General features: G+C 67.4%; 24 protein-coding genes and 2 tRNA genes. 12 read left to right on the top strand and 14 right to left on the bottom strand.

Going from position 1 to position 26520, the window contains the following annotated elements; genetic code table 11:
* Positions 1-25 precede the first annotated feature (25 nt).
* The gene (locus AC3WLD_RS09250; RefSeq protein WP_492556660.1) at positions 26-1075 is read left to right on the top strand and encodes an amidohydrolase family protein; all 1050 of its coding nucleotides are present in this window, start codon (positions 26-28) and stop codon (positions 1073-1075) included.
* 77 nt (positions 1076-1152) lie between these two features.
* Positions 1153-2130 carry an NAD(P)H-dependent flavin oxidoreductase gene (locus AC3WLD_RS09245; protein WP_492556659.1) on the top strand — a complete coding sequence of 326 codons (978 nt, stop codon included), beginning with the start codon at positions 1153-1155 and terminating at the stop codon, positions 2128-2130.
* Positions 2131-2133: 3 nt separating this feature from the next.
* On the opposite strand, the gene AC3WLD_RS09240 is transcribed toward AC3WLD_RS09245, so the two are convergent.
* The 4 genes from AC3WLD_RS09240 to AC3WLD_RS09225 all read right to left on the bottom strand — a co-directional run bounded on the left by AC3WLD_RS09240 (position 2134) and on the right by AC3WLD_RS09225 (position 5195).
* Entirely contained in the window at positions 2134-2643 is a 510-nt protein-coding gene (locus AC3WLD_RS09240) for an AHH domain-containing protein (RefSeq protein ID WP_492556658.1), read from the bottom strand.
* Positions 2634-3374, bottom strand: coding sequence for a hypothetical protein (locus AC3WLD_RS09235; RefSeq protein ID WP_492556657.1), 741 nt, complete (start codon positions 3372-3374; stop codon positions 2634-2636). Before AC3WLD_RS09235 ends, AC3WLD_RS09240 begins: the two co-directional genes overlap by 10 nt.
* Positions 3375-3463: 89 nt before the next feature.
* Positions 3464-3898, bottom strand: a complete 435-nt coding sequence (locus AC3WLD_RS09230; RefSeq protein WP_492556742.1) for a flavodoxin family protein — start codon at positions 3896-3898, stop codon at positions 3464-3466.
* A gap of 49 nt (positions 3899-3947) precedes the next feature.
* Positions 3948-5195, bottom strand: a complete 1248-nt coding sequence (locus AC3WLD_RS09225; RefSeq protein WP_492556656.1) for a hypothetical protein — start codon at positions 5193-5195, stop codon at positions 3948-3950.
* A 153-nt stretch (positions 5196-5348) separates the two neighbouring features.
* Between AC3WLD_RS09225 and recJ the strand changes: the two genes are divergently transcribed.
* The 3 genes from recJ (at position 5349) to AC3WLD_RS09210 (ending at position 7390) form a co-directional block, all read left to right on the top strand.
* Positions 5349-7133: a single-stranded-DNA-specific exonuclease RecJ gene (gene recJ / locus AC3WLD_RS09220; protein ID WP_492556655.1), complete on the top strand. Its 1785-nt coding sequence runs from the start codon at positions 5349-5351 to the stop codon at positions 7131-7133.
* 93 nt (positions 7134-7226) lie between these two features.
* Positions 7227-7301: transfer RNA gene (locus tag AC3WLD_RS09215), tRNA-Glu, on the top strand.
* Between the two features lie 14 nt (positions 7302-7315).
* Positions 7316-7390: transfer RNA gene (locus AC3WLD_RS09210), tRNA-Glu, on the top strand.
* Between the two features lie 22 nt (positions 7391-7412).
* Here AC3WLD_RS09210 and AC3WLD_RS09205 read toward each other — a convergent pair.
* The 3 genes from AC3WLD_RS09205 to acs form a co-directional block, all read right to left on the bottom strand.
* Positions 7413-8000, bottom strand: a complete 588-nt coding sequence (locus AC3WLD_RS09205) for an NADPH-dependent FMN reductase (RefSeq protein ID WP_492556654.1) — start codon at positions 7998-8000, stop codon at positions 7413-7415.
* A 64-nt stretch (positions 8001-8064) separates the two neighbouring features.
* A complete protein-coding gene (locus AC3WLD_RS09200) occupies positions 8065-8403 on the bottom strand; it encodes a hypothetical protein (protein WP_492556653.1) in 339 nt (112 codons plus the stop codon).
* A gap of 3 nt (positions 8404-8406) precedes the next feature.
* Positions 8407-10296, bottom strand: a complete 1890-nt coding sequence (acs, locus tag AC3WLD_RS09195) for an acetate--CoA ligase (RefSeq protein WP_492556652.1) — start codon at positions 10294-10296, stop codon at positions 8407-8409.
* Positions 10297-10470: 174 nt separating this feature from the next.
* On the opposite strand from acs, the gene AC3WLD_RS09190 reads away from it, so the two are divergent.
* From AC3WLD_RS09190 to phoB, 7 genes are all read left to right on the top strand, one after another.
* Positions 10471-11670, top strand: a complete 1200-nt coding sequence (locus AC3WLD_RS09190; RefSeq protein WP_492556651.1) for a sensor histidine kinase — start codon at positions 10471-10473, stop codon at positions 11668-11670.
* Between the two features lie 68 nt (positions 11671-11738).
* Positions 11739-12782: a substrate-binding domain-containing protein gene (locus tag AC3WLD_RS09185; protein ID WP_492556650.1), complete on the top strand. Its 1044-nt coding sequence runs from the start codon at positions 11739-11741 to the stop codon at positions 12780-12782.
* 16 nt (positions 12783-12798) lie between these two features.
* Positions 12799-14181, top strand: coding sequence for a phosphate ABC transporter permease subunit PstC (pstC, locus tag AC3WLD_RS09180; RefSeq protein ID WP_492556649.1), 1383 nt, complete (start codon positions 12799-12801; stop codon positions 14179-14181).
* Positions 14174-15427 (top strand): phosphate ABC transporter permease PstA, encoded by a 1254-nt coding sequence (pstA, locus tag AC3WLD_RS09175; protein WP_492556648.1) that lies wholly within the window; start codon positions 14174-14176, stop codon positions 15425-15427. The genes pstC and pstA overlap by 8 nt, the downstream gene beginning before the upstream one ends.
* Position 15428: 1 nt before the next feature.
* Positions 15429-16238: a phosphate ABC transporter ATP-binding protein PstB gene (gene pstB, locus AC3WLD_RS09170; protein ID WP_492556647.1), complete on the top strand. Its 810-nt coding sequence runs from the start codon at positions 15429-15431 to the stop codon at positions 16236-16238.
* 10 nt (positions 16239-16248) lie between these two features.
* Positions 16249-16935: a phosphate signaling complex protein PhoU gene (gene phoU / locus AC3WLD_RS09165; protein WP_492556646.1), complete on the top strand. Its 687-nt coding sequence runs from the start codon at positions 16249-16251 to the stop codon at positions 16933-16935.
* Positions 16936-17005: 70 nt separating this feature from the next.
* Positions 17006-17695, top strand: coding sequence for a phosphate regulon transcriptional regulator PhoB (gene phoB / locus AC3WLD_RS09160; RefSeq protein WP_492556645.1), 690 nt, complete (start codon positions 17006-17008; stop codon positions 17693-17695).
* Between the two features lie 97 nt (positions 17696-17792).
* Here the strand turns inward: phoB and AC3WLD_RS09155 are convergent, their stop codons facing one another.
* From AC3WLD_RS09155 to nuoL, 7 genes are all read right to left on the bottom strand, one after another.
* Positions 17793-18059, bottom strand: coding sequence for a DUF1467 family protein (locus tag AC3WLD_RS09155; protein WP_492556644.1), 267 nt, complete (start codon positions 18057-18059; stop codon positions 17793-17795).
* A gap of 3 nt (positions 18060-18062) precedes the next feature.
* Positions 18063-19715: a ribonuclease J gene (locus tag AC3WLD_RS09150; RefSeq protein WP_492556643.1), complete on the bottom strand. Its 1653-nt coding sequence runs from the start codon at positions 19713-19715 to the stop codon at positions 18063-18065.
* A 124-nt stretch (positions 19716-19839) separates the two neighbouring features.
* Positions 19840-20622: a type III pantothenate kinase gene (locus tag AC3WLD_RS09145; RefSeq protein WP_492556642.1), complete on the bottom strand. Its 783-nt coding sequence runs from the start codon at positions 20620-20622 to the stop codon at positions 19840-19842.
* A gap of 4 nt (positions 20623-20626) precedes the next feature.
* Complete coding sequence (locus AC3WLD_RS09140; protein ID WP_492556641.1) at positions 20627-21439, bottom strand: biotin--[acetyl-CoA-carboxylase] ligase; 813 nt, start codon at positions 21437-21439, stop codon at positions 20627-20629.
* A gap of 15 nt (positions 21440-21454) precedes the next feature.
* Positions 21455-22918, bottom strand: a complete 1464-nt coding sequence (gene nuoN / locus AC3WLD_RS09135) for an NADH-quinone oxidoreductase subunit NuoN (protein WP_492556640.1) — start codon at positions 22916-22918, stop codon at positions 21455-21457.
* Positions 22918-24459, bottom strand: a complete 1542-nt coding sequence (locus AC3WLD_RS09130) for an NADH-quinone oxidoreductase subunit M (protein ID WP_492556639.1) — start codon at positions 24457-24459, stop codon at positions 22918-22920. Before AC3WLD_RS09130 ends, nuoN begins: the two co-directional genes overlap by 1 nt.
* Positions 24456-26513, bottom strand: a complete 2058-nt coding sequence (gene nuoL, locus AC3WLD_RS09125) for an NADH-quinone oxidoreductase subunit L (protein ID WP_492556638.1) — start codon at positions 26511-26513, stop codon at positions 24456-24458. Before nuoL ends, AC3WLD_RS09130 begins: the two co-directional genes overlap by 4 nt.
* Between the last annotated feature and the right edge of the window lie 7 nt (positions 26514-26520).

Raw genomic sequence — 26520 nt, 5'->3', positions numbered from 1 at the left:
GGCCGCACGAACCCCGGGAGTTTTCATGTCCGAAACCGTTCTCGAGCCCGACCTGCCGATCATCGATCCGCACCATCACCTGTGGGACCTGACTCCGCTGATGGCGGCGCTGCCGAGCCTGGACCACCCCTTCATCCAGGCGGTCGCGGTCTCGCCCTACTACACCTTCGATGAACTGCGCGCCGACGTGCAGAGCGGCCACCGGGTGATCGGGACGATCTACATGGAATGCGGCGCCTTCTACCGCGCGGGCCTGGACGACGCGATGAAGGTCGTCGGCGAGGTCGAGTTCGTGAACGGCGTCGCGGCGCAGGGGGCGAGCGGGGTTTACGGGGAATACCGGCCCTGCGCCGGCATCGTCGGCCATGCCGACATGATGCTGGGCGAGCGCGCGGGCGAGGTGCTCGATGCGCTCGCTGCTGCCGGCAACGGGCGCTTTCGCGGCATCCGGCACCAGGGTGCTTGGGACGCAGACCAGAGCGTGCTCGGCGCGCCGTTCCATTCGCCCGAAGGACTGTACCGCGATGCGACTTTCGCCAGGGGCCTGCGCCAGTTGGCCGAGCGCGGGATGACCTTCGATGCCTGGGTGCTCGAACCGCAGATCGGCGACGTCACCGCGCTGGCCCGCGCCAACCCGGACCTCACGGTGATCCTCGATCACTGCGGCACCCCGCTCGGCATCGGCAGCTACAAGGGACGCCTTCACGAACGCTTCGAGACGTGGCGGAGCGCGATCCGCGAGCTGGCGCAGTGTCCCAATGTCCACGTCAAGCTGGGCGGCCTCGCCATGGCGTTCTGCGCCATGCCCGACCATGGCCCCCTGCCCGGCATCTCGTCGGAAGTGCTCGCTGGGATGTGGCGGCCTTATGTCGAGACCTCCATCGAAGCGTTCGGCGCGGAGCGCTGCATGTTCGAAAGCAACTTCCCGGTGGACAAGTGGGGCGCGGATTACGTGACCTTATGGAACGCTTTCAAGCGCTTGGCCCAGGGCGCTTCGGCAACCGAAAAGCGCGCGCTGTTCGCCGGCACCGCAGCGCGGGTCTACGGCGTGGAATACCTTCTCGACGGACTGTAAGCGCCTCGTTTGACAGCTCGGCGGGACGACCCTATCGCGCCATTTAACCGCACGATTAAACGGACCGGAGACTCCAGATGCCCCTGCCCGCCCCTTTCGACCGGCTGCGCCTGCCGGTCATCGCCTCGCCGCTGTTCATCATCTCCGGACCGGAACTGGTGATTGCCCAGTGCAAGGCCGGCGTCGTCGGCAGCTTCCCCTCGCTCAATGCGCGCCCGATCAGCCAGCTCGACGAATGGCTCCACCAGATCACCGAGGAACTGGCCGCATACAACCGCGCCAACCCGGACCGCCCGGCCGCGCCGTTCGCCGTCAACCAGATCGTCCACAAGTCGAACAACCGGCTCGATGAGGACATGGCGCTGTGCGAGAAGTGGCAGGTGCCGATGCTGATCACCTCGCTCGGCGCGCGCGAGGACGTTTACCGCGCGGCGCAAGGCTGGGGCGGCATCGTCCTCCACGACGTGATCGACGACCGCTTCGCCCGCAAGGCGATCGAAAAGGGCGCCAATGGACTGATCCCGGTCGCGACCGGCGCGGGCGGCCATGCCGGCACCCAGTCGCCGTTTGCGCTGATGCAGGAAATCCGCAGTTGGTTCACCGGCCTCGTCGCGCTGTCTGGCGCGATCGCCAACGGCCGCTCGATCCTCGCCGCGCAGGCGCTGGGCGCAGACTTTGCCTACATCGGCTCGGCATGGATCGCGACGCACGAGGCGCGCGCGGTCGAAGGCTACAAGAACGCCATCGTCGAGGGCGACGCGGCCGGCATCGTCTATTCGAACCTGTTCACCGGGGTGCACGGCAATTACCTGCGCTCGTCCATCGTCAATGCCGGCCTCGATCCCGACAACCTGCCAGAGAGCGATCCTTCCGCCATGAACTTCGGCTCGGGCGGCAACACCGAAGCCAAGGCGTGGAAGGACATCTGGGGCGCGGGCCAGGGCGTCGGGGCGATCAAGGCGGTGGAAAGCGTGGCGCAGCGCGTCGACACGTTCGAGGCCGAATACCGCGCCGCCGCCGCCGCGCTGTCGGCCAATTCGGCGCAATACCTCTAAGGCTTACCCGGTCGCACCCCACAGCGCCTCGGCCATCGCGTCGAGGTGGCTGAAGTCGAGCGCGGGGTCGCGGCGGTTGAGCGGCATCCGCGCCCAGCGCGCAGGGTCGAGCAGCCGCCGCCGCAGCGCACGCTGGAGCAGGTCGAAGCGCATCGGCGCTTCCGCGTCGGCCACGTCGCCATCGCGCAGCCGGTCGCGCGCCCAGCCCGCCTCGATCTGGCCGCTGCGCTCGAGCACCAGTTCGTTGTAGGTGCGGTGCGGGCCGCGGTGGAGCGGCAAGCCGACGCGCCGCGCCGAATCCTCGCGCGATGGCAGGAGCAGGCCATTGCGGCGGAAGTCGTGCATCCCCAGCCGGTCTGCGCCCAGCCGGGCGATCACCTTGCCCAGCGGGCGGGACGACAGGACCTGGAGCGGCAGCAGGTGATGGCGCTGCAGTCCGGGATCGTGCCCGGGCCGATCCGCGCGATTGACCGACCGGAAGGCGATCGCCAGGCGGGAGGCGGTCAGCGGCACCGGGCGACCACCTCCCCCGGTGCACCCGGCGCGAGCGTGTAGGCCCCGGCACCGGCCAGCTCGACCTCGCGCGGGCCATCGACCTTGCCGTGCGCCACCAGCCAGTCGAGCAAACGCACTGCGACGCTCATTTCCGCGGCGCCGGCTGATCCCGTTCCGGGCAGTTCGAGCCGCAGTTCCTGGCCGGTCAGGAAAGCGAGGCCTTCGCTCTTCACCGTGCTGCCATCCCGGGCGAGCGAGGCCATGGCAAAAGCCGCGAAGGGTCCCCCGCCGAGCCAGGCCCTGACCGACTTCCCGAACCACTCCGGAGAGACGGCATTGGCCGCGGGGCACCATGATATTGCCGCAACGCCCGGCATCCCGGCCAGCTCGAGCAGCAAGGACCCGGCGACGCGGACGACAGGCAGGAGATGGGCGGCAGCGGCAATGTGCGTGCCGGGCCGCAGCGTCAGTATTTCGCAGGCTGCGAGGTCGACAGCCGGATCGACACCGATCCTGTGGCGAAGCGGGGAGCCGCCTTCCGCAGCGCCAGGCGCCAGTCCGCCAAGGTCGAAGGTCAGTCCATCTCGCAGCAGCTCGACCGGATCCCCGGCATCGCGCGGCAAATGCGAGATCGAGAAGCCGCCCTGATCCACCAGCCCCTGCACCACATCGAGCGCCGGACGAGTCCCGGGCGCGAACAGCAGGGCGGCGAGCGGTGCGCGGCCGTCTTTCCCTGCTTCAGCGACCACGCGTACTCCCCTGTTTTCGGCTTCGCGTTCTGACACCTTGCCGGCGGCGGCGTCGAGTCCCGTCCGGCGATGCCTCGAAAACGGAGGAATCAAAACATGCCGAGGTTAAGACCTTCCCCCATGGCCTGTCCCAGATCGCGACAAGTCGCGAGAATTGCAGGCGGAACCGCCTTCTCCGCAAGAATGGCTTCGGGCGTCTGCGCGGAAAGATTCGCGATGACCGGCTCGGCGACCCGCTTCAGCCGCCAGCCGGTGACGATTCGGTCGATCTGCGCCAGCGCCCCTCGCCCGTCCGATCCGGCTGCGGTCAGGGTGGCATAGGCACGGCCCTCGATCCGCCCGAGCAGCGGGTAATAGCAGCGGTCGAAGAACTCCTTCATCGCCCCGCTCATCGTGCCGAGGTTTTCCGGACAGGCGAAGATATAGCCGGATGCGGCGAGCATTCCCTCGGGCGTGGCCGCGTCCGCCGCGACCAGCTCGACCGGGCCGGCCAACCCCGCACCATCCGCAGCCGCCGCGGCCATCGACCGCGCCGCGCCGGTGCGGCTGTGCCAGACGATCAGCAGCACCGGCCTAGCAACCGTCGTCGCTGCCTTTGCTCCCGCCGACGATTCCGCCGATCGCGCCGCCCAACGCGCCGCCGAGCCCGCCGAGGCCTTTCTTTTTCTTCTTCGGCTTGCATTCGGCCTGCGGCTGCTCCTGCCCGGCCGCGCCCATCTCCGGCATGCCGACGAGGAACGTGGTCGTCGACTTGTGACGGATCCTCGCGGTCCACTCCGGGTTCCACGCCGCCTTGGCGTTTGCGGGCTTGGGCGGGAAGGCGAAGCTTTCCTCCGGTCCGAACGCGGTCAGCGTGCCGAACATGAAGTCGGGCGCGTCGCGCTTGACTTCGGCCGGCACAATGCAGGTTGAGGTCTGCGGGCTCATCACCACCTTGCTGGTGACCAGTCGCCCCACGGTGCCCGGCGAGAGCCAGTCCGAAAGGCCGCCGCCGAACTCGCGGCTGGCGCTCGAAGTCCACCATACGATGTCGGTCATCTCGTTGCCCTTGCCGGTGCTCTTGCCGCCGATGAGGAAGGCGTAATAGCCGGTGGCGTTCTGGATTCCCGTCCAGCTCAGCAGCGTCGCGCCGCTCGCCTGCCCGACGTTGCTGGCGCGCAGCGGGGCCATGAAGTCGTTGGCGAGGGTGAAGCTCATCTCCGGCGAATAGTTCCCGGCAATCCTGTGCGCGCCCGGCAGCGCGCTGTCGGGCTTGGCCGACTTGCCGTCGTCCGCCGGCCAGCGACCATAGGTCCGGCTGCCGGAAAGATTCCACGAATCGACCGGGATGTTGGTCGAGAACAGCCCCGGCGGAACCTGCCCGGCAGCGAGCTTGGCGAAGTCGATCACCACCGGCTGCCCCTTGGGCGCGTGCTCGCCGCAGCCCCAGTAGATCAGCATCCGCCCCTTGGGCCGCTGGAACTCGCCCATCGGGCCGGGAGGCGTCGCGGTCGGCGTCTTGAGCGCGACCGATTTGCCAAGCTTTGCCCCCGCCGGCATGAAATGGTCGGCCTTGGGCTTTCCGTCCGCCGCCGCGCGGGTCGAGCCAAGCTCGAGCAGCAGCGAGTGCTGGGCCTGGTTTGCGCCGCCCCCGCCGAACGCCATCGACAGCGCCGATCCGACGCCGCCGCCCATCGCGCCCATGCCGGACTGGGTCTCCGCCTTCATTTCGTAGCGGGCAATCGGCGCGGCCGACTGCGCAAGCAACGGGGCGCTGGCGGTGGAGAAAGCGGCCAGCGCGGTGGTGGCCAGGATCAGCGGATGGCGGCGATGGTCAAGCATGGCGAAGTTCCCTGTCTGCGGCGGGAGAATCGGGCCATATCAAGGCCTCTCGCCTTCCCGCGATGATGAGCGTCCCCTTGTCGCAAGCCGCTGTCAACCGGAGTGACGCGGCGCACCTTTTCCGAATGATCGTGATGGTCTAGCGCAGCCGACATGATCCCCGTCACCGCCATCACCCGCTCGCTGTCTGGCCAGGCCTGGCGCTGGCGCGGCGGCAACATGGCGGTGGGCGATGATGCCGGACCGGGTGGCGGCCTCGGCGACGACATCGTCACCCAGCTGTTGCTGGCACGCGGGGTCGCGCGCGACGACCTGGAACGGCACCGCAAGCCGACGCTGCGCGATTTCCTGCCCGATCCCTCGCTGTTCCGCGACATGGACGCAGCCGCCACGCGGCTCGCCGACGCGGTCGAGCGGGGCGAATCGATCTGCATCTATGGCGACTACGACGTCGATGGCGCGACCAGCGCGGCGCTGCTGGTCCTGCTGCTGCGCGACCTTGGGGTCGAAGCGCGGCACTACATCCCCGACCGGCTGCTCGAAGGCTACGGTCCCTCGGGCGAAGCGCTGGTGCGGCTGGGGCAGGAAGGCGCAAAGCTCGTCGTCACGGTCGATTGCGGGGCGATGGCGCACGACGCGCTGGCGCAGGCCGCCGACGCCGGGGTCGAGGTGATCGTCGTCGATCACCACAAGTGTTCGCCCGAACTTCCCCGCGCCGCGGCGCTGGTCAATCCCAACCGGCTCGACGAATGCGACGAGGCGGCGGCCCACGGCCATCTCGCCGCGGTCGGCGTCGCATTCCTGCTGGCGGTGGCGACGGTGCGCACGTTGCGGCTGCGAGGCTGGTTCGCCGGCAAGGCCGAACCCAACCTGATGCGGCTGCTCGACCTTGTTGCGCTGGGCACCGTGGCCGACGTCGCCGCGCTCCACGGGCTCAACCGGGCGATGGTCGCGCAAGGGCTCAAGGTCATGGCGCGGCGCGAGAACATCGGCCTGTCCGCGCTCATCGACACCAGCCGCCTCAACCGCGCGCCGACCTGCAGCGACCTCGGCTTCGCCCTCGGCCCGCGCATCAATGCCGGCGGCCGCGTCGGCGAGGCGACGCTCGGCGTGCGCCTGCTGACCACTCGCGACCCCGACGAAGCGCGCGACATCGCCGCCCGGCTGTCCGCGCTCAACGAGGAGCGCCGCGCGATCGAGCAGGCGGTGCAGGAAGCGGCCGAGGCGCAGGTCGATGCCCAGCACAACCGCGCGGTGATGGTCCTGGCGGGCACGGGCTGGCATCCGGGGGTGATCGGCATCGTCGCCGGGCGGATCAAGGAGAAGACCGGCAAGCCCACCCTGGTCATCGCGCTGGACGCGGACGAGGCGGGGAACGGCAAGGGCTCGGGCCGCTCGATCGGCGGGGTCGACCTCGGCGCGGCGATCATCGCGGCGCGGGAGGCCGGGCTGCTCGTCGCTGGCGGCGGGCACGCCATGGCCGCCGGGCTGACGATCCGGCCAGAGGCGCTGGGTGCGCTGGCGGACTGGCTCGACGAACGGCTCGCCCGCGACGTCACCGCGGCCCAGGCCGGCCAGGCGATGCTGCTGGACCTCAGCCTCACCCCGGGCGGGTTGACTCCCGCGCTGGTCGAGACGCTCGAGGGCGCAGGCCCTTACGGCATGGGCTGGCCCGGCCCGAAAATCGCGGTCGGCCCGGTGCGGCTGATCAAGTGCGACGTCGTCGGCAACGACCACGTGCGGATGATCGCGGGCGGGGACGACGGGCGCAGCTTCAAGGCGATCGCCTTTCGCGCCGCCGACAGCGAGATGGGCCAGGCGCTGCTCCACGGCGCGCGCGGGCGCAAGCTGTGGCTGGCGGGCCGTCCGAAGGTCGACGACTGGGGGAGCCGTCCGGCCGCCGAACTGCATGTCGAGGACGCGGCCTGGGCCGATTGAACGAGCCCCGTCTCAAGCCCCCCCCTCAAGGGGTTGACCGCGGCGGAAACGTGCCCTAGTGGCGCGGGCCTTGCCACCGGCAATCCACCGGATGGCCCCTTCGTCTAGCGGTCAGGACGCGGCCCTTTCACGGCTGAAACACGGGTTCGATTCCCGTAGGGGTCACCATCGGATACGCCCTCGGCCCCTTCGTCTAGCGGTCAGGACGCGGCCCTCTCACGGCTGAAACACGGGTTCGATTCCCGTAGGGGTCACCAGCTTTTCAGCATCGGCCACACGTCAGTAAGGCGGATCGCCCTTGTCGCGCTGCGCCTTTGCGGCCTCGGCCCACCATTCCAGCGTTTTGGCGAATTTTTCGAAGCTGCGGTCGAGCGATTCGCCGCCTGCCCCTTGCGGCTGCCCCTTCTCGTCCAGCGCCTTGGAAATTTCGCCGCAGGCGAGCGTGGCGGGAACCGGGGCCATGCCCATCTCCGCGACCGTCGGGTGCCATGCATAGGCCGCACGGACGCCGGCGGTTCGCCCGGCCGAATAGCTCGCGACCGCGCAGGGCCGCCAGAACCATTCCTCGAGGTAGTGGTCGGTCAGGTTCTTGAGCCCCGGCTGGACGCCCCAGTTATACTCGCCAGCGACCAGCACGAATGCGTCCGCGGCTTTGATCTGGTCGGCCAGCTCGGCCATCGCCTTTGGCGCGGCTCCTTCAGGGTATTCCTTGAAGCGCTTGTCGAGCATCGGCAGGCCGACGGCCTTGGCATCGACCAGGCGCGCGTCGAAGCCCATTCCACCAAAGCGGCGGACAAGGTAATCGGCGAGCCTGATGCCGGCGCGATCGGAACGGTAGGAGCCGTAGAGCACGAGAAGTTTGAGCATGGCGCTGGAAACACCCGAGACCGGCCTTCGATCCCGCCCCGCCTGATCCGCCGCAGCCTGCCGATCAGCGCGCCTTCTTTGTTATGGTCGCGGTAAAATCGGGGTCCTTGTTCGCCACCCAGTCGACGAACTTGCGGATCGACGGGTTTGCCAGCAGGCCTTCGACATCCATTCCGTGGCGCTGAAGCTCGGAATTGGTGAAACTGGCGATGAGCGTCTGCTGGCAAATCGGATGCATCGGCACCACGTCGCGACCGCCCCGGCTCTTGGGCACGGGATGGTGGAGCACCACGGTCTTGCCCGTCGGCCTTCCGCACAGCCAGCAATGCACGACCTCGGGCGGAGCCTCGTCCTCGTCCGGCAGGTCCGCGTTATAGCCGTGCTTCGCATGCTTGCGGGCCACGGCTCAGGCGCTCACCCGGTTGGCCACGAGATCGTCCACCACCGCCGGATCGGCGAGAGTCGAGGTATCGCCGAGGTTCGACGTGTCGTTCTCCGCGATCTTGCGCAGGATGCGGCGCATGATCTTGCCCGAGCGGGTCTTGGGCAGGCCGGGCGCGAACTGGATCGCGTCGGGCGAGGCGATCGGGCCGATCTCGGTGCGCACCCACTGGCGCAGCTCGGTGCGCAGCGCCTCGCTCCCCTCCTCGCCCGCGTTGAGCGTGACATAGGCGTAGATGCCCTGCCCCTTGATCTCGTGCGGCATCCCCACGACCGCGGCCTCGGCGACCTTGGGGTGGGCGACCAGCGCGCTTTCCACCTCGGCGGTGCCCATGCGGTGGCCGGAGACGTTGATCACGTCGTCGACCCGTCCGGTGATCCAGTAGTATCCGTCCTCATCTCGGCGGCAGCCGTCGCCGGTGAAGTAGGTGCCGGGGTAAGTGCTGAAATAGGTCTGGAAGAACCGTTCGTGGTCGCCCCACACGGTGCGCATCTGGCCGGGCCAGGACTTGCGGATGATCAGGTTGCCGTCGGTCGCGCCGGGAAGCTCGTTACCTTCGGCATCGACGAGCGCAGGGTAGACGCCGGGAAGCGGTTTCGTCGCGGAGCCGGGCTTGGTCTTCACCGCCCCAGGCACCGGCGCGATCAGCGCGCCGCCGGTTTCGGTCTGCCACCAGGTATCGACGATCTCGCAGCGGCCATCGCCGACGACGTCGTGATACCACTGCCACGCCTCGGGATTGATCGGCTCGCCCACCGTGCCGAGCAGGCGGATCTGCGAACGGTCGTGCGCCTTCACGAAGCTGTCGCCCTCGCGCATCAGGGCGCGGATCGCGGTCGGCGCGGTGTAGAAGATCGTCACCCCGAGCCGGTTCGCGGTTTCCCAGAAGCGGCCGTGGTCGGGATAGTTCGGCACGCCGTCGAACATCACGGTCGAGGCCCCGTTCGACAGCGGGCCATAGACGACATAGCTGTGCCCGGTGACCCAGCCCACGTCGGCGGTGCACCAGAACAGGTCGCTGTCCTTCGCCCCGAACAGCATGTCGAACGTCAGCGTCACCCACAGCAGGTAGCCGCCGGTGGTGTGGAGCACGCCCTTGGGCTTGCCGGTGCTGCCCGAGGTATAGAGGATGAACAGCGGGTCCTCCGCATTCATCGGCTCGGGCACGCAGTCGGCGGAGACACTCTCGCGCGCCTCGTGCCACCACACGTCGCGGTCTGCCACGACCGGCACGTCGGCGCCGGTGCGGCGGACGAGGATGACCTTCTCGATCGACGGACAGTGCTCCAGCGCCTTGTCGGCATTGGCCTTGAGCGGGACTTTCCTGCCGCCGCGCACGCCTTCGTCGGCGGTGATCAGGATCGACGAATCGCAGTCCTGGATGCGCCCGGCGAGGCTGTCGGGCGAAAAGCCGCCGAAAACCACCGAATGGATCGCCCCGATCCGCGCACAGGCGAGCATTGCGACCGCGGCTTCCGGGATCATCGGCATGTAGATCGTCACGCGGTCGCCCTTGCGGGTGCCCTGGGCCTTGAGGACGTTGGCAAACCGGCAGACTTCCGCGTGCAGCTCGCGGTAGGTCAGCGACCGGCCTTCCCCCGGCTGGTCGCCCTCGAACACGATCGCGACCTTGTCGCCCTTCGCGGCCAGGTGCCGGTCGATGCAGTTGACCGAGAGGTTGAGCTCGCCATCGGCAAACCAGCGCACCTGGAAACTGGCTTCGTCATAGCTGCTCTCGTCGGTCAGCGTGGGAAACCGTGACCAGTCGAGCCGCTTTGCCTCTTCGAGCCAGTAACCATGCGGATCGCGCGCCACCGCTTCGTGCCGCGTCGCCAGTTCCATAGCATCGACCATCGTCGGACCTCTCCTGTTTGGCAGGGCAGGGCCATGCCACAGCCGATGGCGCGCGCCAACTGTGTGACAAGTGCCGCGTGACCTTGAACCGCAACATGGCTTGCGCATATGAGCCGCGCTGACCGACGGGGGTATCCTCCCGCCGGCGAATCGCCTCTGCCGGGACCTGCCGACTTGACCAAGCCGACGAAACTGCCCTGGCCCAGCATCGCGCTTGCGCTCGTCGCGGCCATGGTGATGCTGTGGGAGGGCGTCCCGTTCTGGCTGGTTCTGGGCGTGACGCTGGTCTGGATCGGCTCGATCTGGCTGACCCGCCCCGCCCCGGTGTTCGAACCGCGCCGCAGCGAGGAAGGCAGCCTTACCCGCGAGGCCATGACCGACCTGCTCGAGGCCTATGGCCTGCCGATCATGATGCTCGACGGGGAGCGGATTTCTTCCGCCAACGCCGCCGCCCGCGAGGCGTTCGGCGCGCACGTCGTCGGCCAGGACGCCCGCGTCGCGCTGCGCCATCCCGAGGCGATCCGACTGCTCGACGAACCCGGCAGCAGCCGCGCGCTGGTCAAGGGACTGACCTCGCCGCGCTCGATCTGGCAGCTCTCGCGGGTGCCGATCGACGACCGCTTCACCCTGATCGAGATGATCAACCGCACCGCCGAGGCCGACATCAGCCGGGCGCACACCGATTTCGTCGCCAACGCCAGCCACGAGCTGCGCACCCCGCTGGCCTCGATCATCGGCTATATCGAGACGCTCGCCGATGCCGACGAAGCCGGCGGCAAGGGGATCGACGCGGAAACCCGCACCCGCTTCCACGCCACCATCCTGCGCGAAGCGCGGCGCTTGCAGAACCTCGTCGAAGACCTGATGAGCCTGTCGCGGATCGAGGCGGAAAAGCACGACGCGCCGGTCGAGCGGATCGACCTGGCCAAGATGGCCGCGACGGTGGTTGCCGACGTCAGCGCCACCCGCGGCGACACCCGGCTTGTCGGCGATATAACGGCGCAGCCGGCCAAGATTGCCGGGGACCGCCAGCAGATCGACCAGCTCCTGCGCAACCTGATCGACAACGCGCTGAAGTATGGCGACCAGGACAAACCGGTGACGGTTTCGGTGTCGCTGGGTGCCGGCCAGGTCACGCTCAAGGTCGAGGATCGCGGCGAGGGCATTGCACCCGAGCACATCCCCCACCTCACCCGCCGGTTCTATCGCACCGACCCCGGACGGAGCCGCGCGGTGGGCGGGACCGGACTTGGTCTCGCAATTGTCAAACATATCGTCGAACGTCACCGCGGCAAGCTGGACATCTCCAGCCGCAAGGGCACGGGGACAACTGTGACAGTCCGGTTGCAGGAAGCTGTGGAAACCGTCGGATGACTGTCACAATCATGTCATGTAACATCGCCATTGGCCGGCTCAGCCCACGCAGAACAAGGCTGATTGCGATGTCACATAACACGCTCAAGATTACCGCCGCCCTCCTCGCCACCGCCGCGTTGTCCGCGTGCGGCGGGCAGCAGTCCGGCACCCGCGACCAGATCCGCGCCGTCGGATCGTCGACCGTCTATCCCTTCGCGAAGGCGGTCGCCGAATCGTTCGCGAAGTCCGATCCCTCGCTCAAGTCGCCGATCATCGAATCGACCGGGACCGGCGCGGGGATGAAGCTGTTCTGCGCCGGTGTCGGCGCGCAGCACCCCGACATCGAGAACGCCAGCCGGCGGATGAAGAAGTCGGAGTTCGAGGACTGCCAGAAGAACGGCGTCAAGGACATCGTCGAGATCCAGGTCGGTCTCGACGGCGTCGCGTTCGCCGAAGGCAAGAGCGGTCCCGGCATCAAGCTGACTCCGAAGATCGTCTACGAGGCGCTGGCCAAGACCCCCTATGGCAAGCCCAACACGGCGAAGACCTGGAAGGACGTCGATCCCTCGCTTCCGGCCGAGCCGATCCTCGTCTATGGCCCGCCCTCGACCTCGGGCACCCGCGACGCCCTCAAGGAGCTGATCCTGATGAAGGGCTGCGACGAGAACGCCGAGATGAAGGCGCTCAAGGACAGCGACAAGGACAAGCACGACAAGGTCTGCGGCGACGTCCGCGACGACGGCGCCTATGTCGACTCGGGCGAGAACGACAACCTGATCGTCCAGAAGATCGAAGCCAATCCCAAGGCGATCGGCGTGTTCGGGTTCTCCTACCTCGAAGAGAACGCCGACAAGCTGAAGGGCCTGACCATGAGCGGGGTCGAACCGACCTACGCCTCGATCTCGGACTTCACCTACCCCGGCGCGCGCCCGCTTTACATCTACGTGAAGGCCGCGCACCTCAACGCGATCCCGGGCCTCAAGGCCTATGTCGCCGAATGGGCGAAGTCGTGGGGCAAGGATGGCCCGCTGTCGAAACTCGGCATGGTGGTTGCGCCCGATGCAGTGCAGGCGGCCAGCGCCAAGCTCGCGAGCGACTTCACCGTGCTCGACGGCTCGCAGCTGAAGTAAGGAAACCCGATACCGCATGTCGCCAGCCATCCTCATCCTGCTCGCCTTCGGGCTGGGCCTCGCAGGCTGGCTGGCGGCACGGTCGCGCGCCTGGGCATTCCAGCGCGCGGTCGGCGGTTCGCGGCTCCATTCGCTGCCGAACTACCACGGCTGGTACGTCGCGCTGTGGACCGTGGTCCCGGCGCTGGTGTTTGCGGTGCTGTGGACCGCGATCAGCCCCGGCCTCGTCACCCGCGCCGTACTCGCCGATCCGGCCGCGATGTCGATCCCGGCGTTCGGAATCGAGCGTGAGAGCGTGCTGGCAGAAGCCCGGGCGGTTGCCTCGGGCGACGCGTTCGGCGTGTTCAACCCCGCCGCACAGGCGTTGGTCGAACCGTACCGGGCAGCGCTCGCCACCTATGGCGGGATCGGCCTTGCCCTGACCGTCATCCTCGCCTTTGCCGGCGGGGCGTTCGCATTCCTGCGCCTGCGCCCCGATTTCACCGCCCGCACCCGGGTCGAGCGCGCGGTCATGGCGCTGCTCCTCGGCGCTTCGCTGGTGGCGATCCTCACGACCATCGGCATCATCGCCAGCCTCGTGTTCGAGACCGGGCGGTTCTTCACCATGGTCTCGCCGATCGACTTCCTGTTCGGCACCCACTGGTCGCCCGACCCGATGAGCAGTTTCGCGCCGGACGGGCACGATTATGGCGCGATTCCCCTGTTCTGGGGGACGATCTTCATCGGCGCGATCATCGCGATGATCGTCGCCATCCCGCTTGGCCTGATGAGCGCGATCTACCTGACGCAGTACGCCAGCAGCACCGTCCGCCAGTGGATGAAGCCGCTGCTCGAGATCCTCGCCGGCGTGCCGACGGTGGTCTATGGCTATTTCGCCGCGCTGACCGTCGCGCCCGCCGTGCGCGATGCGGCGCAGGCCGTGGGCATCGCCAGCGCTTCGACCGAAAGCGCGATGGCGGCAGGCCTCGTCATGGGGATCATGATCATCCCGTTCGTCTCGTCGATGGCCGACGACAGCATCAACGCGGTCCCGCAGGCGATGCGCGACGGCAGCCTGGCGATGGGCGCGACGACGTCCGAGACGATCCGCAAGGTGCTTGTCCCCGCCGCATTGCCGGGCATCGTGGCCGGGGTGATGCTCGCGGTCAGCCGCGCGATCGGGGAGACCATGATCGTGGTCATGGCCGCGGGCGCCGCCGCCAACCTCACCGCCAATCCGTTCGAGGCGATGACCACGGTGACCTTCCAGATCGTCGCCATGCTCACCGGCGAAGGCAGCTTCGACCATCCCGCGACGCTCAGCGCGTTCGCGCTCGGCATGGTCCTGTTCCTCGTGACCCTCGCCCTCAACTTCATCGCCCTGCGCGTCGTCAAGCGGTACCGCGAAGCCTATGAGTGACGATCCCGCCCACACCGAGCGCAACGCCCGCGTCGCCGCGCTGCTCAAGAAGCGCTACGCCGCCGAGCGCCGCTTCCGCCTGTTCGGCCTCGCCGCCGTGGTCTTTTCGGGCCTCGTCCTCGCGTTCCTGCTGGTGACGATGACCGCCAACGGCATCGGCGGGTTCAAGCGCACCGAACTGCGCCTGACGATGGACTTCGCCTCCGCGCCGATGCAGATCGACGCCAAGCGGCTGACCCAGGAGGACGCGATGGGCGGCCTCGAACTCGCCGGCCTGCCCAAGGCGGTCGCCGCGGCGCAGGTCGCGCAGTACGGGGACAAGGGCGCCGACCTGTTCAGCCAGGACGCCTGGCGCGAGGTCGCCCACCTGCTGATCGCCGACCCGACGCTGATCAGTCGCAAGACCGACCTGTCGCTCCCGGCGAGCGATGACCTCGCCTCGGCGCTGCGCGGCGAGGGTCACGAAGACCTCCAGCCGCTGGCCCGTACGCTCACCTCGGAAGGCAAGCTCGCGGTGGTCTGGGACAAGGGCTTCCTCGCCCGATCCGACGCGACCAGCCCGCAGGCGGTCGGCATCTGGGGCGCGCTCAAGGGCTCGATGCTGACGATGTTCGTCACGCTGGTGCTCGCGTTCCCCATCGGCGTGCTGGCGGCGATCTACCTTGAGGAATACGCGCCGAGGAATCGCTGGACCGACTGGATCGAGATCTCGATCAACAACCTCGCCGCGGTGCCTTCGATCATCTTCGGCCTGCTCGGCCTCGCGGTGTTCCTGTGGATCTTCCCGAACTACCGCTCGGCCCCGCTGATCGGCGGCATGACCCTGGCGCTGATGACCATGCCGGTGATCGTCATTTCCGGCCGCAACGCGATCAAGGCGGTGCCACCCTCGATCCGCGACGGCGCGCTGGCGATCGGCGCGAGCCGGGTGCAGGTGGTGTTCCACCACGTCCTCCCCCTCGCCCTCCCCGGCATCCTCACCGGCACGATCATCGGCATGGCCCGCGCGCTGGGTGAGACCGCGCCACTGCTGATGATCGGAATGCGGGCCTTCGTGGCCACGGCGCCGAGCGGCTTCACCTCGCCGTCGTCGGTCCTGCCGGTGCAGATCTTCCTCTGGTCGGACGAGATCGACCGCGGCTTCATCGAACGCACCAGCGCGGCGATCATCGTCCTGCTGCTGTTCCTGCTCGCGATGAACGGCCTCGCGATCTACCTTCGCAACCGCTTCGAGAAACGGTGGTAAGATGAATCTGGATGTCCCCCTCGCCACCGCACCATCGGCCCCCGACACGGCCGAGCTGCCGAAGATGGAAGCGCGCGGCGTTTCCGTGTTCTATGGCGACAAGAAGGCGATCGACGATGTCTCGATCGCCATTCCGAAGCGCTATGTAACGGCCTTCATCGGGCCGTCCGGTTGCGGCAAGTCCACATTCCTGCGCTCGCTCAACCGGATGAACGACACCATCGCCGGCGCGCGGGTCGAAGGCGATATCCTGCTCGACGGCGATGACATCTATCGCTCGGGCATGGACGTCGTGCAGCTGCGCGCGCGGGTCGGGATGGTGTTCCAGAAGCCCAACCCGTTCCCCAAGTCGATCTACGACAACATCGCCTATGGCCCCAAGATCCACGGCATCGCCGGGAGCAAGAGCGAGCTCGACGGGATCGTCGAAAGCTCGCTCAAGCGTGCGGGCCTGTGGGAAGAGGTCAAGGACCGTCTCTCCGACAGCGGCACCGCGCTGTCCGGCGGCCAGCAGCAGCGGCTGTGCATCGCCCGCGCCATAGCGGTCGATCCCGAGGTCATCCTGATGGACGAGCCGTGCTCCGCGCTCGACCCGATTGCCACCGCCAAGATCGAGGAACTGATCGACGAACTGCGCGGGCGCTATGCCATCGTCATCGTCACCCACTCGATGCAGCAGGCCGCGCGCGTCTCGCAGCGGACCGCCTTCTTTCACCTTGGCAAGATCGTCGAATACGGCAAGACTTCCGATATCTTCACCGCGCCGAAGGAAGAACGGACCAAGGACTACATCACCGGGCGCTACGGCTGAGGACGGGAATATGGCAGAACACACGGTCAAGGCGTTCGACGAGGACATCACCCGCCTGCGCGGCCTGATCGCCGAAATGGGCGGGCTGGCCGAGGTCTCGATCTCGGAAGCGATGGATGCGCTGGTCAACGGCAACGAGGAACTGGCCAAGACCGTCATCGCCCGCGACAAGCGGATCGACGCGCTGGAAATGGACGTCGACCGGCTTGCGGTTCGCGTCCTCGCCCTCCGCGCCCCCATGGCCGACGACCTGCGCGAAGTGATCGCCGCGCTCAAGATCGCAGGCGTCATCGAGCGCATCGGCGATTACGCCAAGAACATCGCCAAGCGCGTCGGCCACATCGAGGGCCGCCGCCGGTTCGAGCCGCTGACCCTGCTTCCAGCCATGGCCGAGATCGCCGCCGAGATGGTCCACGACGTCCTGACCGCCTTCGCCGCCCGCGATCCGGTTGCCGCGACCGAGGTGATCGAGCGGGACAGCAAGGTCGACGCGTTCTACGACAGCATCTTCCGCAATCTCGTATCGTACATGGTCGAGAACCCCGCGACGATCAGCAGCGCCGCGCAGCTCCTGTTCGTCGCCCGCAACATCGAGCGGATCGGCGATCATGCGACCAACATCGCCGAAATGGTCCACTACGCCGCCACCGGCAGCTACCTGCCCGAACGCGAGGACATTCCGGCGCCGGCGGTGTGATTGTCGCACAGCGGTCGTGAAGGTGTAACAATCGGGGTGTTGGCGTAGGCTGTCCCATACGGAGGTTACAGTGTCCGCCCCCAAGCTTCTCCTGGTCGAAGACGACGCCGCGCTCGCGGAGCTGATCGAGTTCCGCTTCAAGGGCGAAGGCTATGAAGTGCGCGTCACCGACGACGGCGACGAAGCGCTGGTCATGGCCGCTGAGGAAGCGCCCGACCTCGTCCTGCTCGACTGGATGATCGGCGGGACCAGCGGGATCGAGGTCTGCCGCCGCCTGCGCCGGGCCAAGGAAACCGCGCACGTGCCGATCATCATGCTCACCGCACGCGGGCACGAGGACGACCGCATTCGCGGGCTCGAAACCGGCGCGGACGATTATGTGACCAAGCCCTTCTCGCCCCGCGAGCTGGTCGCCCGCGTCGGCGCGGTGCTGCGCCGGGTACGCCCCGCGCTGGCCGGCGAAGTCATCACCGTCGGCGATCTGGCGCTCGATCCCACCGCCCACCGCGTCACCCGGCGCGGACAGGCGATGAAGCTGGGGCCGACCGAGTTCCGCCTGCTCCGCCACTTCATGGAGCATCCGGGCCGCGTGTTCAGCCGCGGCCAGTTGCTCGACGCGGTCTGGGGCAACGGCAGCGATATCGAGCTTCGCACAGTGGACGTGCATATCCGGCGGCTGCGGCAGGGCATTGCGCTGCCGGGGCTCGCCGATCCGGTGCGGACGGTGCGTTCCGCCGGGTACGCGCTGGAGCGGGTTTAACCGAACTCCGCCGCGTCCCCGCGCAGGCGGGGACCTCCAGCAATCAAGCGGACCGTTTGCGGCAAGAGGCCCCAGCATTCGCGCGGGCGTCGAACGTTCAGCGCAGCCGCGTTATGTCCAGATCGTCGATCGTGATCCACTGGTTGACGTAGTTCGCGTAGTACAACCCGAACAGCACTGCCGCGAGCACTGCGGCGCGCAGCGCGACCTGCTTGGGCCGGAAGTTCGCCGGCGCGCTGTGCGCCTGACCGGCGACCTTTTCCTCGCCCAGTTCGTCGTGCGTGCGGATGCCGAACGGCATGACCAGGAAGCACGACATTACCCAGAACAGGCTGTAGATCGCAATGATCGACGTCCATTTCATCGCTCAGACCTCCCGTAGCAGGACCTGCACCACCGGCTTTTTGCCCGACCAGTTCTGCGCGGCGCGGCGGGCCGCGAGCCGCACCGCTTCGGCCACGGCAAGCCGGTCGCGCTTGCGGTCGCCCTTGAGGTTGCGGACCGCTTCAGCCACCCCGACCTGAGCCTCGACCACGAACTGCTCCAAGTCCTCGTCGAGCGGCAGACCGATGCTCGCGACCTCGACCGGCGAGGTAACCCGCCCCTCGCGCGACACGGCCACGGCGACCGTGACCAGCCCGTTGTTCGACAGCTTGCGCCGCGCCACCACGGCCTCGCCATCGGCCGGCGCGATGATGTCGCCGTCGAGGATCAGTCGCCCGGCGCGAACCTCGCTCAGCTTGCGCGGGCCATCGGGGGCCAGGCGCACGATGTCGCCGTTCTTCTGGACGATCGTCCGGGGAATGCCGCTCGCCTTCCCCAGCCGCGCCTGTTCGGCCATGTGGCGGATCTCGCCGTGGACGGGCACGAGGATTTCGGGCTTGATCCAGTCGTAGAGGGCGACGAGTTCAGGCCGCCCCGGGTGACCGGATACATGGATCATCCCCTGCCGGTCGGTCATGATCTCCACGCCCTTGTCGGCCAGCTGGTTCTGGATGCGGCCGATCGCCACCTCGTTGCCGGGGATCTGGCGGCTGGAGAACAGCACGACGTCGCCCTTTTCGAGCTTGATCGGGTGCGAATCCCCGGCAATCCGGGCCAGCGCTGCGCGGGCCTCGCCCTGCCCGCCGGTGGCAAGGATCAGCACTTCGCCGCGCGGGCGGGCCATCGCCTCGTCCCAGCCGATGGTCTCGGGAAAGTCCTTGAGATAGCCCGAAGCCTTGGCCACGCCGATGATCCGGTCGAGCGAGCGCCCGGCGACGCACAGTTCGCGGTTCGTCGCCTGCGCCACCTCGCCCAGCGTCTGCAGGCGCGCGACATTCGAGGCGAAGGTCGTCACCAGCACCCGCCGCCCGGCCATGCTGCGGACCGCCTCGAGCAGGCCCGCACGGACCTCGCCTTCGGAGCCCGAGGCGTTGGGGTTGAACACGTTGGTCGAATCGCAAACCAGTGCGAGCACGCCCTCGTCGCCGATCGCGCGCAGTTCGTCCTCGGTCGCCGGAACGCCGATCAGCGGCTCGTCATCGAGCTTCCAGTCGCCGGTGTGGAAGATGCGTCCGTGCGGCGTGTCGATCTGCAGCGCGTTGCCCTCGGCGATCGAGTGGGCCAGCGGGATGTACTTGAGGTCGAACGGGCCCAGGCTGAACGCGCCCTCGTTGGGAATGACGTTGAGCTTGACCTCGTCCTGTATCCCCGCCTCCCGCAGCTTTTCCGCCACGAGCCGGGCCGTGAACGGCGTCGCATAAAGCGGCACGCCGAGATCCTGCGCGAAATAGGGCACCGCGCCGATGTGGTCCTCGTGTGCGTGGGTCAGCACCACGCCGAGCAGGTCGTCGGCCCGGTCCTCGATGAATTCGAGGTCGGCAAAGACCAGGTCGATGCCGGGATAGTACGGATCGGCGAAGGTCATGCCGAGATCGACCATCAACCACTTGCCGTTGCAGCCATAGAGGTTGACGTTCATCCCGATCTCGCCCGATCCGCCGAGCGCGAGGAAGAGAAGTTCGTTTCCGGGGGTCATGCGGATGCCCCACGAAGCAAACCTGTCGTCATTGCGAGCGCAGCGAAGCAATCCAGGTCATGTGCAGCACTGGATTGCCGCGGGGCTCCGCCCCTCGCAATGACGATGTGTCGGTGAATCCAAATCACGCCTGCACCGCCCGCTCCGCGAGGATGCCGAGCCCTTCGAACATCAGGTCGGAATCGACCACGTCGAACACCTCGGTGTAGGGATCGAACAGGATCGCGAGGCCGCCGGTGGCGATGACCTTGGCGGGCCGGCCGATCTCGGCGCGGATGCGGGCGATCAGGCCCTCCATCATCGCGACATAGCCCCAGAAGACTCCGATATGCATCTGGTCCTCGGTGTTGGTCCCGATCACGGTGCGGGTGCGCGTCGGCGCTTCGATGGCGATGCGCGGCAGCTTGGCCGCGGCGTTGACCAGCGCGTCGAGCGAGAGGTTGATCCCCGGCGCAATGATCCCGCCCTTGTAAGCCCCGGTGAAGTCGAGCACGTCGAAGGTGGTGGCGGTGCCGAAGTCGACGATGATCTTGTCGCCCGGATACTTCTCGTGCGCCGCGACCGCGTTCACGGCCCGGTCCGCACCCAGCGAGCGCGGCTCGTCGACGTCGGCCCGGAAGCCGTATTCGACCGGCGCCTGGCCCGCGATCCACGGCGTCTTGCCGAAATACTTCTGCGACAGCACCTCGAGATTGTGGAGCGCGCGCGGGACGACGGTGGAGATGATCACGTTCTCCACGCAGTCGCGGGCGAAGCCTTCGAGCTGCATCAGCTGGAGCAGCCAGACCGCATATTCGTCGCCGGTCCGGCGCGCGTCGGTGGCGATGCGCCAACGCGCCTTGACCTCGCGGCCCTCCATCAGCGCGAACACGACGTTGGTGTTGCCTACGTCCACAGCGAGAAGCATCGTCTTACCCCACCATCTCGATATCGCCGGCGTGGACCGGGTGAATGCGCCCGTCCGCCATCCGCAGCAGCGCCACCCCGTCCTCGTCGATTCCGGCGAAAGCGCCGGTCAGTTCCCCCTGCGCCCGATCCTTGACCGATACAAGGGTGCCGACGGGATGGGCTCGCAGCAGCCAGTCCTGCCGCAGCACCGGCCATTCGCCGAGATGCCACCGGGTGAGCGCCTGCGACCATTCCCCGGCGAGCACCGCGGCAAAGGCATCGCGGTCGATCGGGCAGCCTTCAGCCGCAAGCGAAGTCGTGCGCCGCCCCTGAACCTCGGGCGCGAACGACAGGTTGACGCCGATCCCGACGACCACTGCCTCGCCCTGCCGTTCGAGCAGGATCCCGGCGAGTTTCGCACCGTCGAGGAGGAGATCGTTGGGCCATTTGAGGACAAGTGCCCCCTCATCCGTCCGTGCTGAGCTTGTCGAAGCACCGTTCTTCACTTCAGCGCCCCGGGAAGAAGAGCTGTCCTTCGACAGGCTCAGGACGGACGGGGCATGTTTTGAGTCCACACACTCAGCCACCGCGCGGTGGACCGCCACGCCCGCGACCAGAGCCAGCGTCTGCGGCGGCGGGTCACCGGCGCGGAACTGCGCCACGGTCGACCCCATGAAATTGCCGAAGCCGTCGCTCCACGCCCGCCCGGCACGCCCTCGTCCGGCGGTCTGGCGATCGGCGACGAGCCAGTGCCCTTCGCCCAACCGCTCGCCGGCCTTGAGCCGGGCGAGAAGGTCGGCGTTGGTCGAGCCGGTTGCGGCTACGGTTTCGAGCAACTCAAGCCCAGATGGTCAGGCAACATGGAGAAGTGCTGCAGCGGCAGTATCGGCCAGCGCGCCGAGCGGCTTGGTCAGCAGGTAGCCGAGCGGCGAGATGAACACGGTTGCCAAGACCAGCAGCGCGAAGTGCGGCACGTCGCCCGCCCCGCGGACCTTGTCCACCGCCTCGTCGAAATAGATCACCTTGACCACCTTGAGGTAGTAGAATGCGCCGATCACCGAGGCTGCGATACCGATCGCGGCGAGCGCCAGCAGGTTGGCCTCGACGGCCGCCTGGAACACCACGAACTTGCCCCAGAACCCGAACAGCGGCGGGATGCCCGCAAGGCTGAACATGACCGCAGCCATCGCCAGGGCCAGCCCGGGACGGGTCTTTGACAGACCGGCAAGATCGCTGATCGCTTCCACCGGCTCGCCGTTCTCGTCGCGCAGCAGGAGCACGGCGACGAAGCCCGCGACCGACATCGCCACGTAGATCGCCAGGTAAACCAGCATCGCCGAGGCCCCTCGCGGCGTCGCGCAGGCGAGACCGATCAGCATGAAGCCGACGTTGTTGATCGAGGAGTACGCCATCAGGCGCTTGATGTTGTTCTGACCGATCGCGCCGAGCGCGCCGATCACGATCGAGAGCAGCGAGACGAAGATCACGATCTGCTGCCACACCCCGACCTGGTTGCCGAACGCTTCGAGCATCACGCGCATGGTCAGCGCCAGCGCGGCGACCTTCGGCGCGGTGGCGAAGAAGGTCGTCACCGGGGTCGGCGCGCCTTCATAGACGTCGGGCGTCCACATGTGGAACGGCGCAGCGCTGATCTTAAAGGCAAGGCCGGCGAGGACGAAGATCACCCCGAACATCGCGCCGATCGCGAGCGGTCCTTCGAGCCCGGCACGGATCGCGCCGAAGTCGGTCGAACCGGCAAAACCGTACACCAGCGAAACGCCGAACAGGAGGATCCCCGAGGCCAGCGAGCCCAGCACGAAGTACTTGAGGCCCGCTTCGGCCGAGCGTTCGTCGGTCCGCAGGAACGAGGCGAGGACGTAAGCCGCGAGGCTGTTGAGCTCGAGCCCGATGTACAGCGTCAGCAGGTTGCCTGCCGACACCATCAGCCCCATGCCGAGCGCGGCGAAGAGGATCAGGATTGGATACTCGGCACGCATCGCGCCGACCCGGTCGAAGAACCGCGGCGAGACGATCAGCGCGACCGCCGCCGAGGCGTAGATCAGCAGCTTGGCGAAGCTGGCGAAGGCATCGGCGCGGTACTGGCCGAAGAACGCTTCGGTCCCCGCCCCCATCGCGCCCGAGCACAGCGCCGGGGCGACGAGGAACGCGCAGGCCGTGAGCACGGCGACGCTGGCGATGGAGATCGCGCTCGACGCCTTGTCCCCGCTCCACGCCGCGACCAGCAGCAGGATCAGGCCGGCGATGCTGAGCAGCTCTTCGGGAGCGACCAGCCAGAGGGATTGCACCAGGTCCATCAGTGCGCCTCCCCGTGCGCGGCATGTTCTTCGTGGGCGGCGGCAGCTTTCGGCGCACCGGCCTTGACCTGCGCGTCGCCTTCCGGCCGCGCGGTCGAAACCCGCGCCTCGAGCGCGGCGATATCGGCGCGCATCGGGGCGAGGAACGTTTCAGGATAGACGCCCATCCACAGCACCGCGGCGGCGAGCGGGGTCATCATAAGCCACTCGCGCGTGTCGAGGTCCGGCATCGCCGCGGCGTCGGCATTCTTCTGCTCGCCGAACACGACCCGGCGGTAGAGGTAGAGCATGTAAGCCGCGCCGAGGATGATCCCCGTCGTGCAGACCAGCGCCACCCAGCTCGACATCTGGTAGATGCCGCCCAGCGCGAGGAATTCGCCGACGAACCCGCTGGTCCCGGGCAGGCCGATGCTCGCCATGGTGAACAGCAGGAAGAACAGCGCATAATACGGCATGTTGATCGCGAGGCCGCCGTAGCGGTCGATCTCGCGGGTGTGCAGCCGGTCGTAGATTACGCCCACGCCCAGGAACAGCGCACCCGAGACGAGGCCGTGGCTGAGCATGACGATCATCGCGCCTTCCAGCCCCTGCGTGTTGAACGCGAACAGCCCGATGGTCACGATCGCCATGTGCGCGACCGAGGAATAGGCGATCAGCTTCTTCATGTCGTGCTGGACCAGCGCAATCAGGCTGGTGACGACGACCGCGATCATCGACAGGGCATAGATCAGCGGCGCGAACTGCGCGCTCGCTTCCGGGAACATCGGCAGCGAGAAGCGGATGAAGCCGTAACCACCCATCTTGAGCAGCACGCCCGCCAGGATCACCGAACCCGCGGTCGGCGCCTGCACGTGCGCGTCGGGCAGCCAGGTGTGGACCGGCCACATCGGCATCTTCACCGCGAAGCTGGCGAAGAAAGCCAGCCACAGCCAGGTCTGCGCCTGCGGCGGGAAGTCGTAGGCCATCAGCGTCGGGATGTCGGTCGTGCCGGCCTGGTTCACCATCCAGAACATCGCGATTAGCATCAGCACCGAGCCGAGCAGCGTGTAGAGAAAGAACTTGTAGCTCGCGTAGATCCGGTCCGCGCCGCCCCACACGCCGATGATCAGGTACATCGGGATCAGGCCGGCCTCGAACATGATGTAGAACAGGAACAGGTCCTGCGCCGCGAACACGCCGATCATCAGCGTTTCCATCAGCAGGAACGCTGCCATGTACTCGCCGACGCGCTTCTCGATCGAGTTCCACGACGCGCCGATGCAGATCGGCATGAGGAACACCGAGAGCATGATCAGGACCAGCGCGATCCCGTCGATGCCGAGTGCCCACTGGAAGCCCGCGAACAGCGGCGCGCGCTCGGTGAACTGCCACTGCGGCCCGCCGATGTCATAGCTCGCCCACAGCACTACGCCGAGCACGAGATCGACCAGCGTCGCGCCAAGCGCGATCTTGCGGGCGAGCCCGGCCTCGGCCTTGAGGCACGCCACCGCCGCCACCAGCGGCACCAGCAGCATCAGCGAAAGGATGGGGAAGCCGGTCATTGTGCGATCACCCAGCTGACCGCCCCGACAAGTCCGACGAGCATGACCAGCGCATAGCTATAGAGGTAGCCCGACTGCAGCTTGACCGCGCCCTTGCTGCCCTTGGCGACCAGCCAGGCCGCGCCGTTGGGACCGAAGCGGTCGATGATGCCCACGTCCCACACCTTCCAGAAGACCCGGCCGAACCAGAAGGCCGGGCGGACGAACAGGAGGTTGTAGAGTTCGTCGAAGTACCACTTGTTGTAGAAAAACCGGTGCAGCACCGAGAAGTGCGCCACGAACTGCGCCGGGAAGCCCGGGTTGCGGATGTAGGCGTACCACGCGGTGAACAGCCCGAGCAGCATGACGATCGTCGCCGACAGCTTCACCAGCAGCGGCACCTCGTGCATCGCGTGCATCAGGTGCTCGTTGTAGTGGAGCGCGCCTTCCCAGAAGCCCTCGTTTTCGAGGAACGCGTGGCTGAACACGAAGCCGGCGAACACCGCACCCAGCGTCAGCACGCCGAGCGGGATCAGCATCGACAGCGGGCTCTCATGCGGGTGGTAGCCGGCGGTGCCGTCGCCGTGGCTGGCATGGGCTCCGTGGTGCGCGTCATGGCCTGCATCTTCCTGCGCCGGCTCGTCATGGTCGTGACCATGCCCGTGCGCGTCGTGGACCGCGTGCTGGATGTGCTCCGACTGGTCCCAGCGCGGCTTGCCGAAGAAGGTGAGGAACACCAGGCGCCACGAATAGAAGCTGGTCAGCAGTGCCGCGGTCACGCCGACCCAGAACGCCAGGCGCCCGGACTCCGTCCCGCTGGCATAGGCTGCCTCGATGATCGCGTCCTTGGAGTGGAAGCCCGCGAACCCGGCGTGAAGCCAGTAGATGCCGACGCCGGTAATCGCGAGCGTACCCGCGGTCATCGCCCAGAAGGTCAGCGGGATGTGCTTCCTGAGGCCGCCGTAATAGCGCATGTCCTGCTCGTGGTGCATCGCGTGGATGACGGAACCCGCGCCGAGGAAGAGCAGCGCCTTGAAGAAGGCGTGGGTGAACAGGTGGAACATCGCCGCGTTGTAAGCGCCGACGCCTGCCGCGAAGAACATGTAGCCGAGCTGCGAGCAGGTCGAATAGGCGATGACCCGCTTGATGTCCCACTGGGTTGTGCCGACCGTCGCCGCGAAGAAGCAGGTCGCTGCGCCGACATAGGTGACGACGTGCATCGCGGTCGCGCTCTGCTCGAACATCGGCGAGAGGCGGCAGACCATGAATACGCCGGCGGTGACCATTGTCGCCGCGTGGATAAGCGCTGAAACCGGGGTCGGGCCTTCCATCGCGTCGGGAAGCCAGGTGTGGAGGCCCAGCTGCGCCGACTTGCCCATCGCGCCGATGAACAGGAGGATGCACAGCACCGTCATCGTGTCGAAGCGGTAGCCGAGGAAGCCGATTGTCGAACCGGCCATCGACGGCGCGGCCTGGAGGATTTCCGGGATCGAGACGGTGCCGAACACCAGGAACGTCCCGAAGATGCCGAGCATGAAGCCGAGGTCACCGACGCGGTTGACCACGAAGGCCTTGATCGCGGCCGCGTTGGCCGAGGGCTTGCGGAACCAGAACCCGATCAGGAGGTAAGAGGCGAGGCCGACCCCCTCCCAGCCAAAGAACATCTGGACGAGGTTGTCCGCCGTCACCAGCATCAGCATGGCGAAGGTGAACAGCGAGAGGTAGGCGAAGAACCGCGGCTGGTCCGGGTCCTCGTCCATGTAGCCCCACGAATAGAGGTGGACGAGCGCCGAGACGCTGGTGATCACCACCAGCATGACCGCAGTCAGCGTGTCGACCCGCAGCGCCCAGTCGAACTTCATCGCGCCAGACGCGACCCAGTGCAGCACTGGGGTCACGCTCTCGTGCGCCGAGCCGCTGAGGAAACCGATGAAAATCGGCCACGACAGCGCGCACGAAATGAACAGCGCGCCGGTCGTCAGCGACTTCGCAACGGTATTGCCGAGCTTCCGGTTGCCGAGCCCCGCGATGATCGACGCGAGCAGCGGCAGAAAGACGATGAGGAGGATCTGCACCGGACTG

The organism is Novosphingobium sp. FW305-C-111 (assembly GCF_058783565.1).
The sequence above is the reverse complement of the archived record's forward strand: the minus strand, read 5'-3'. Positions and strand labels throughout refer to the sequence as shown.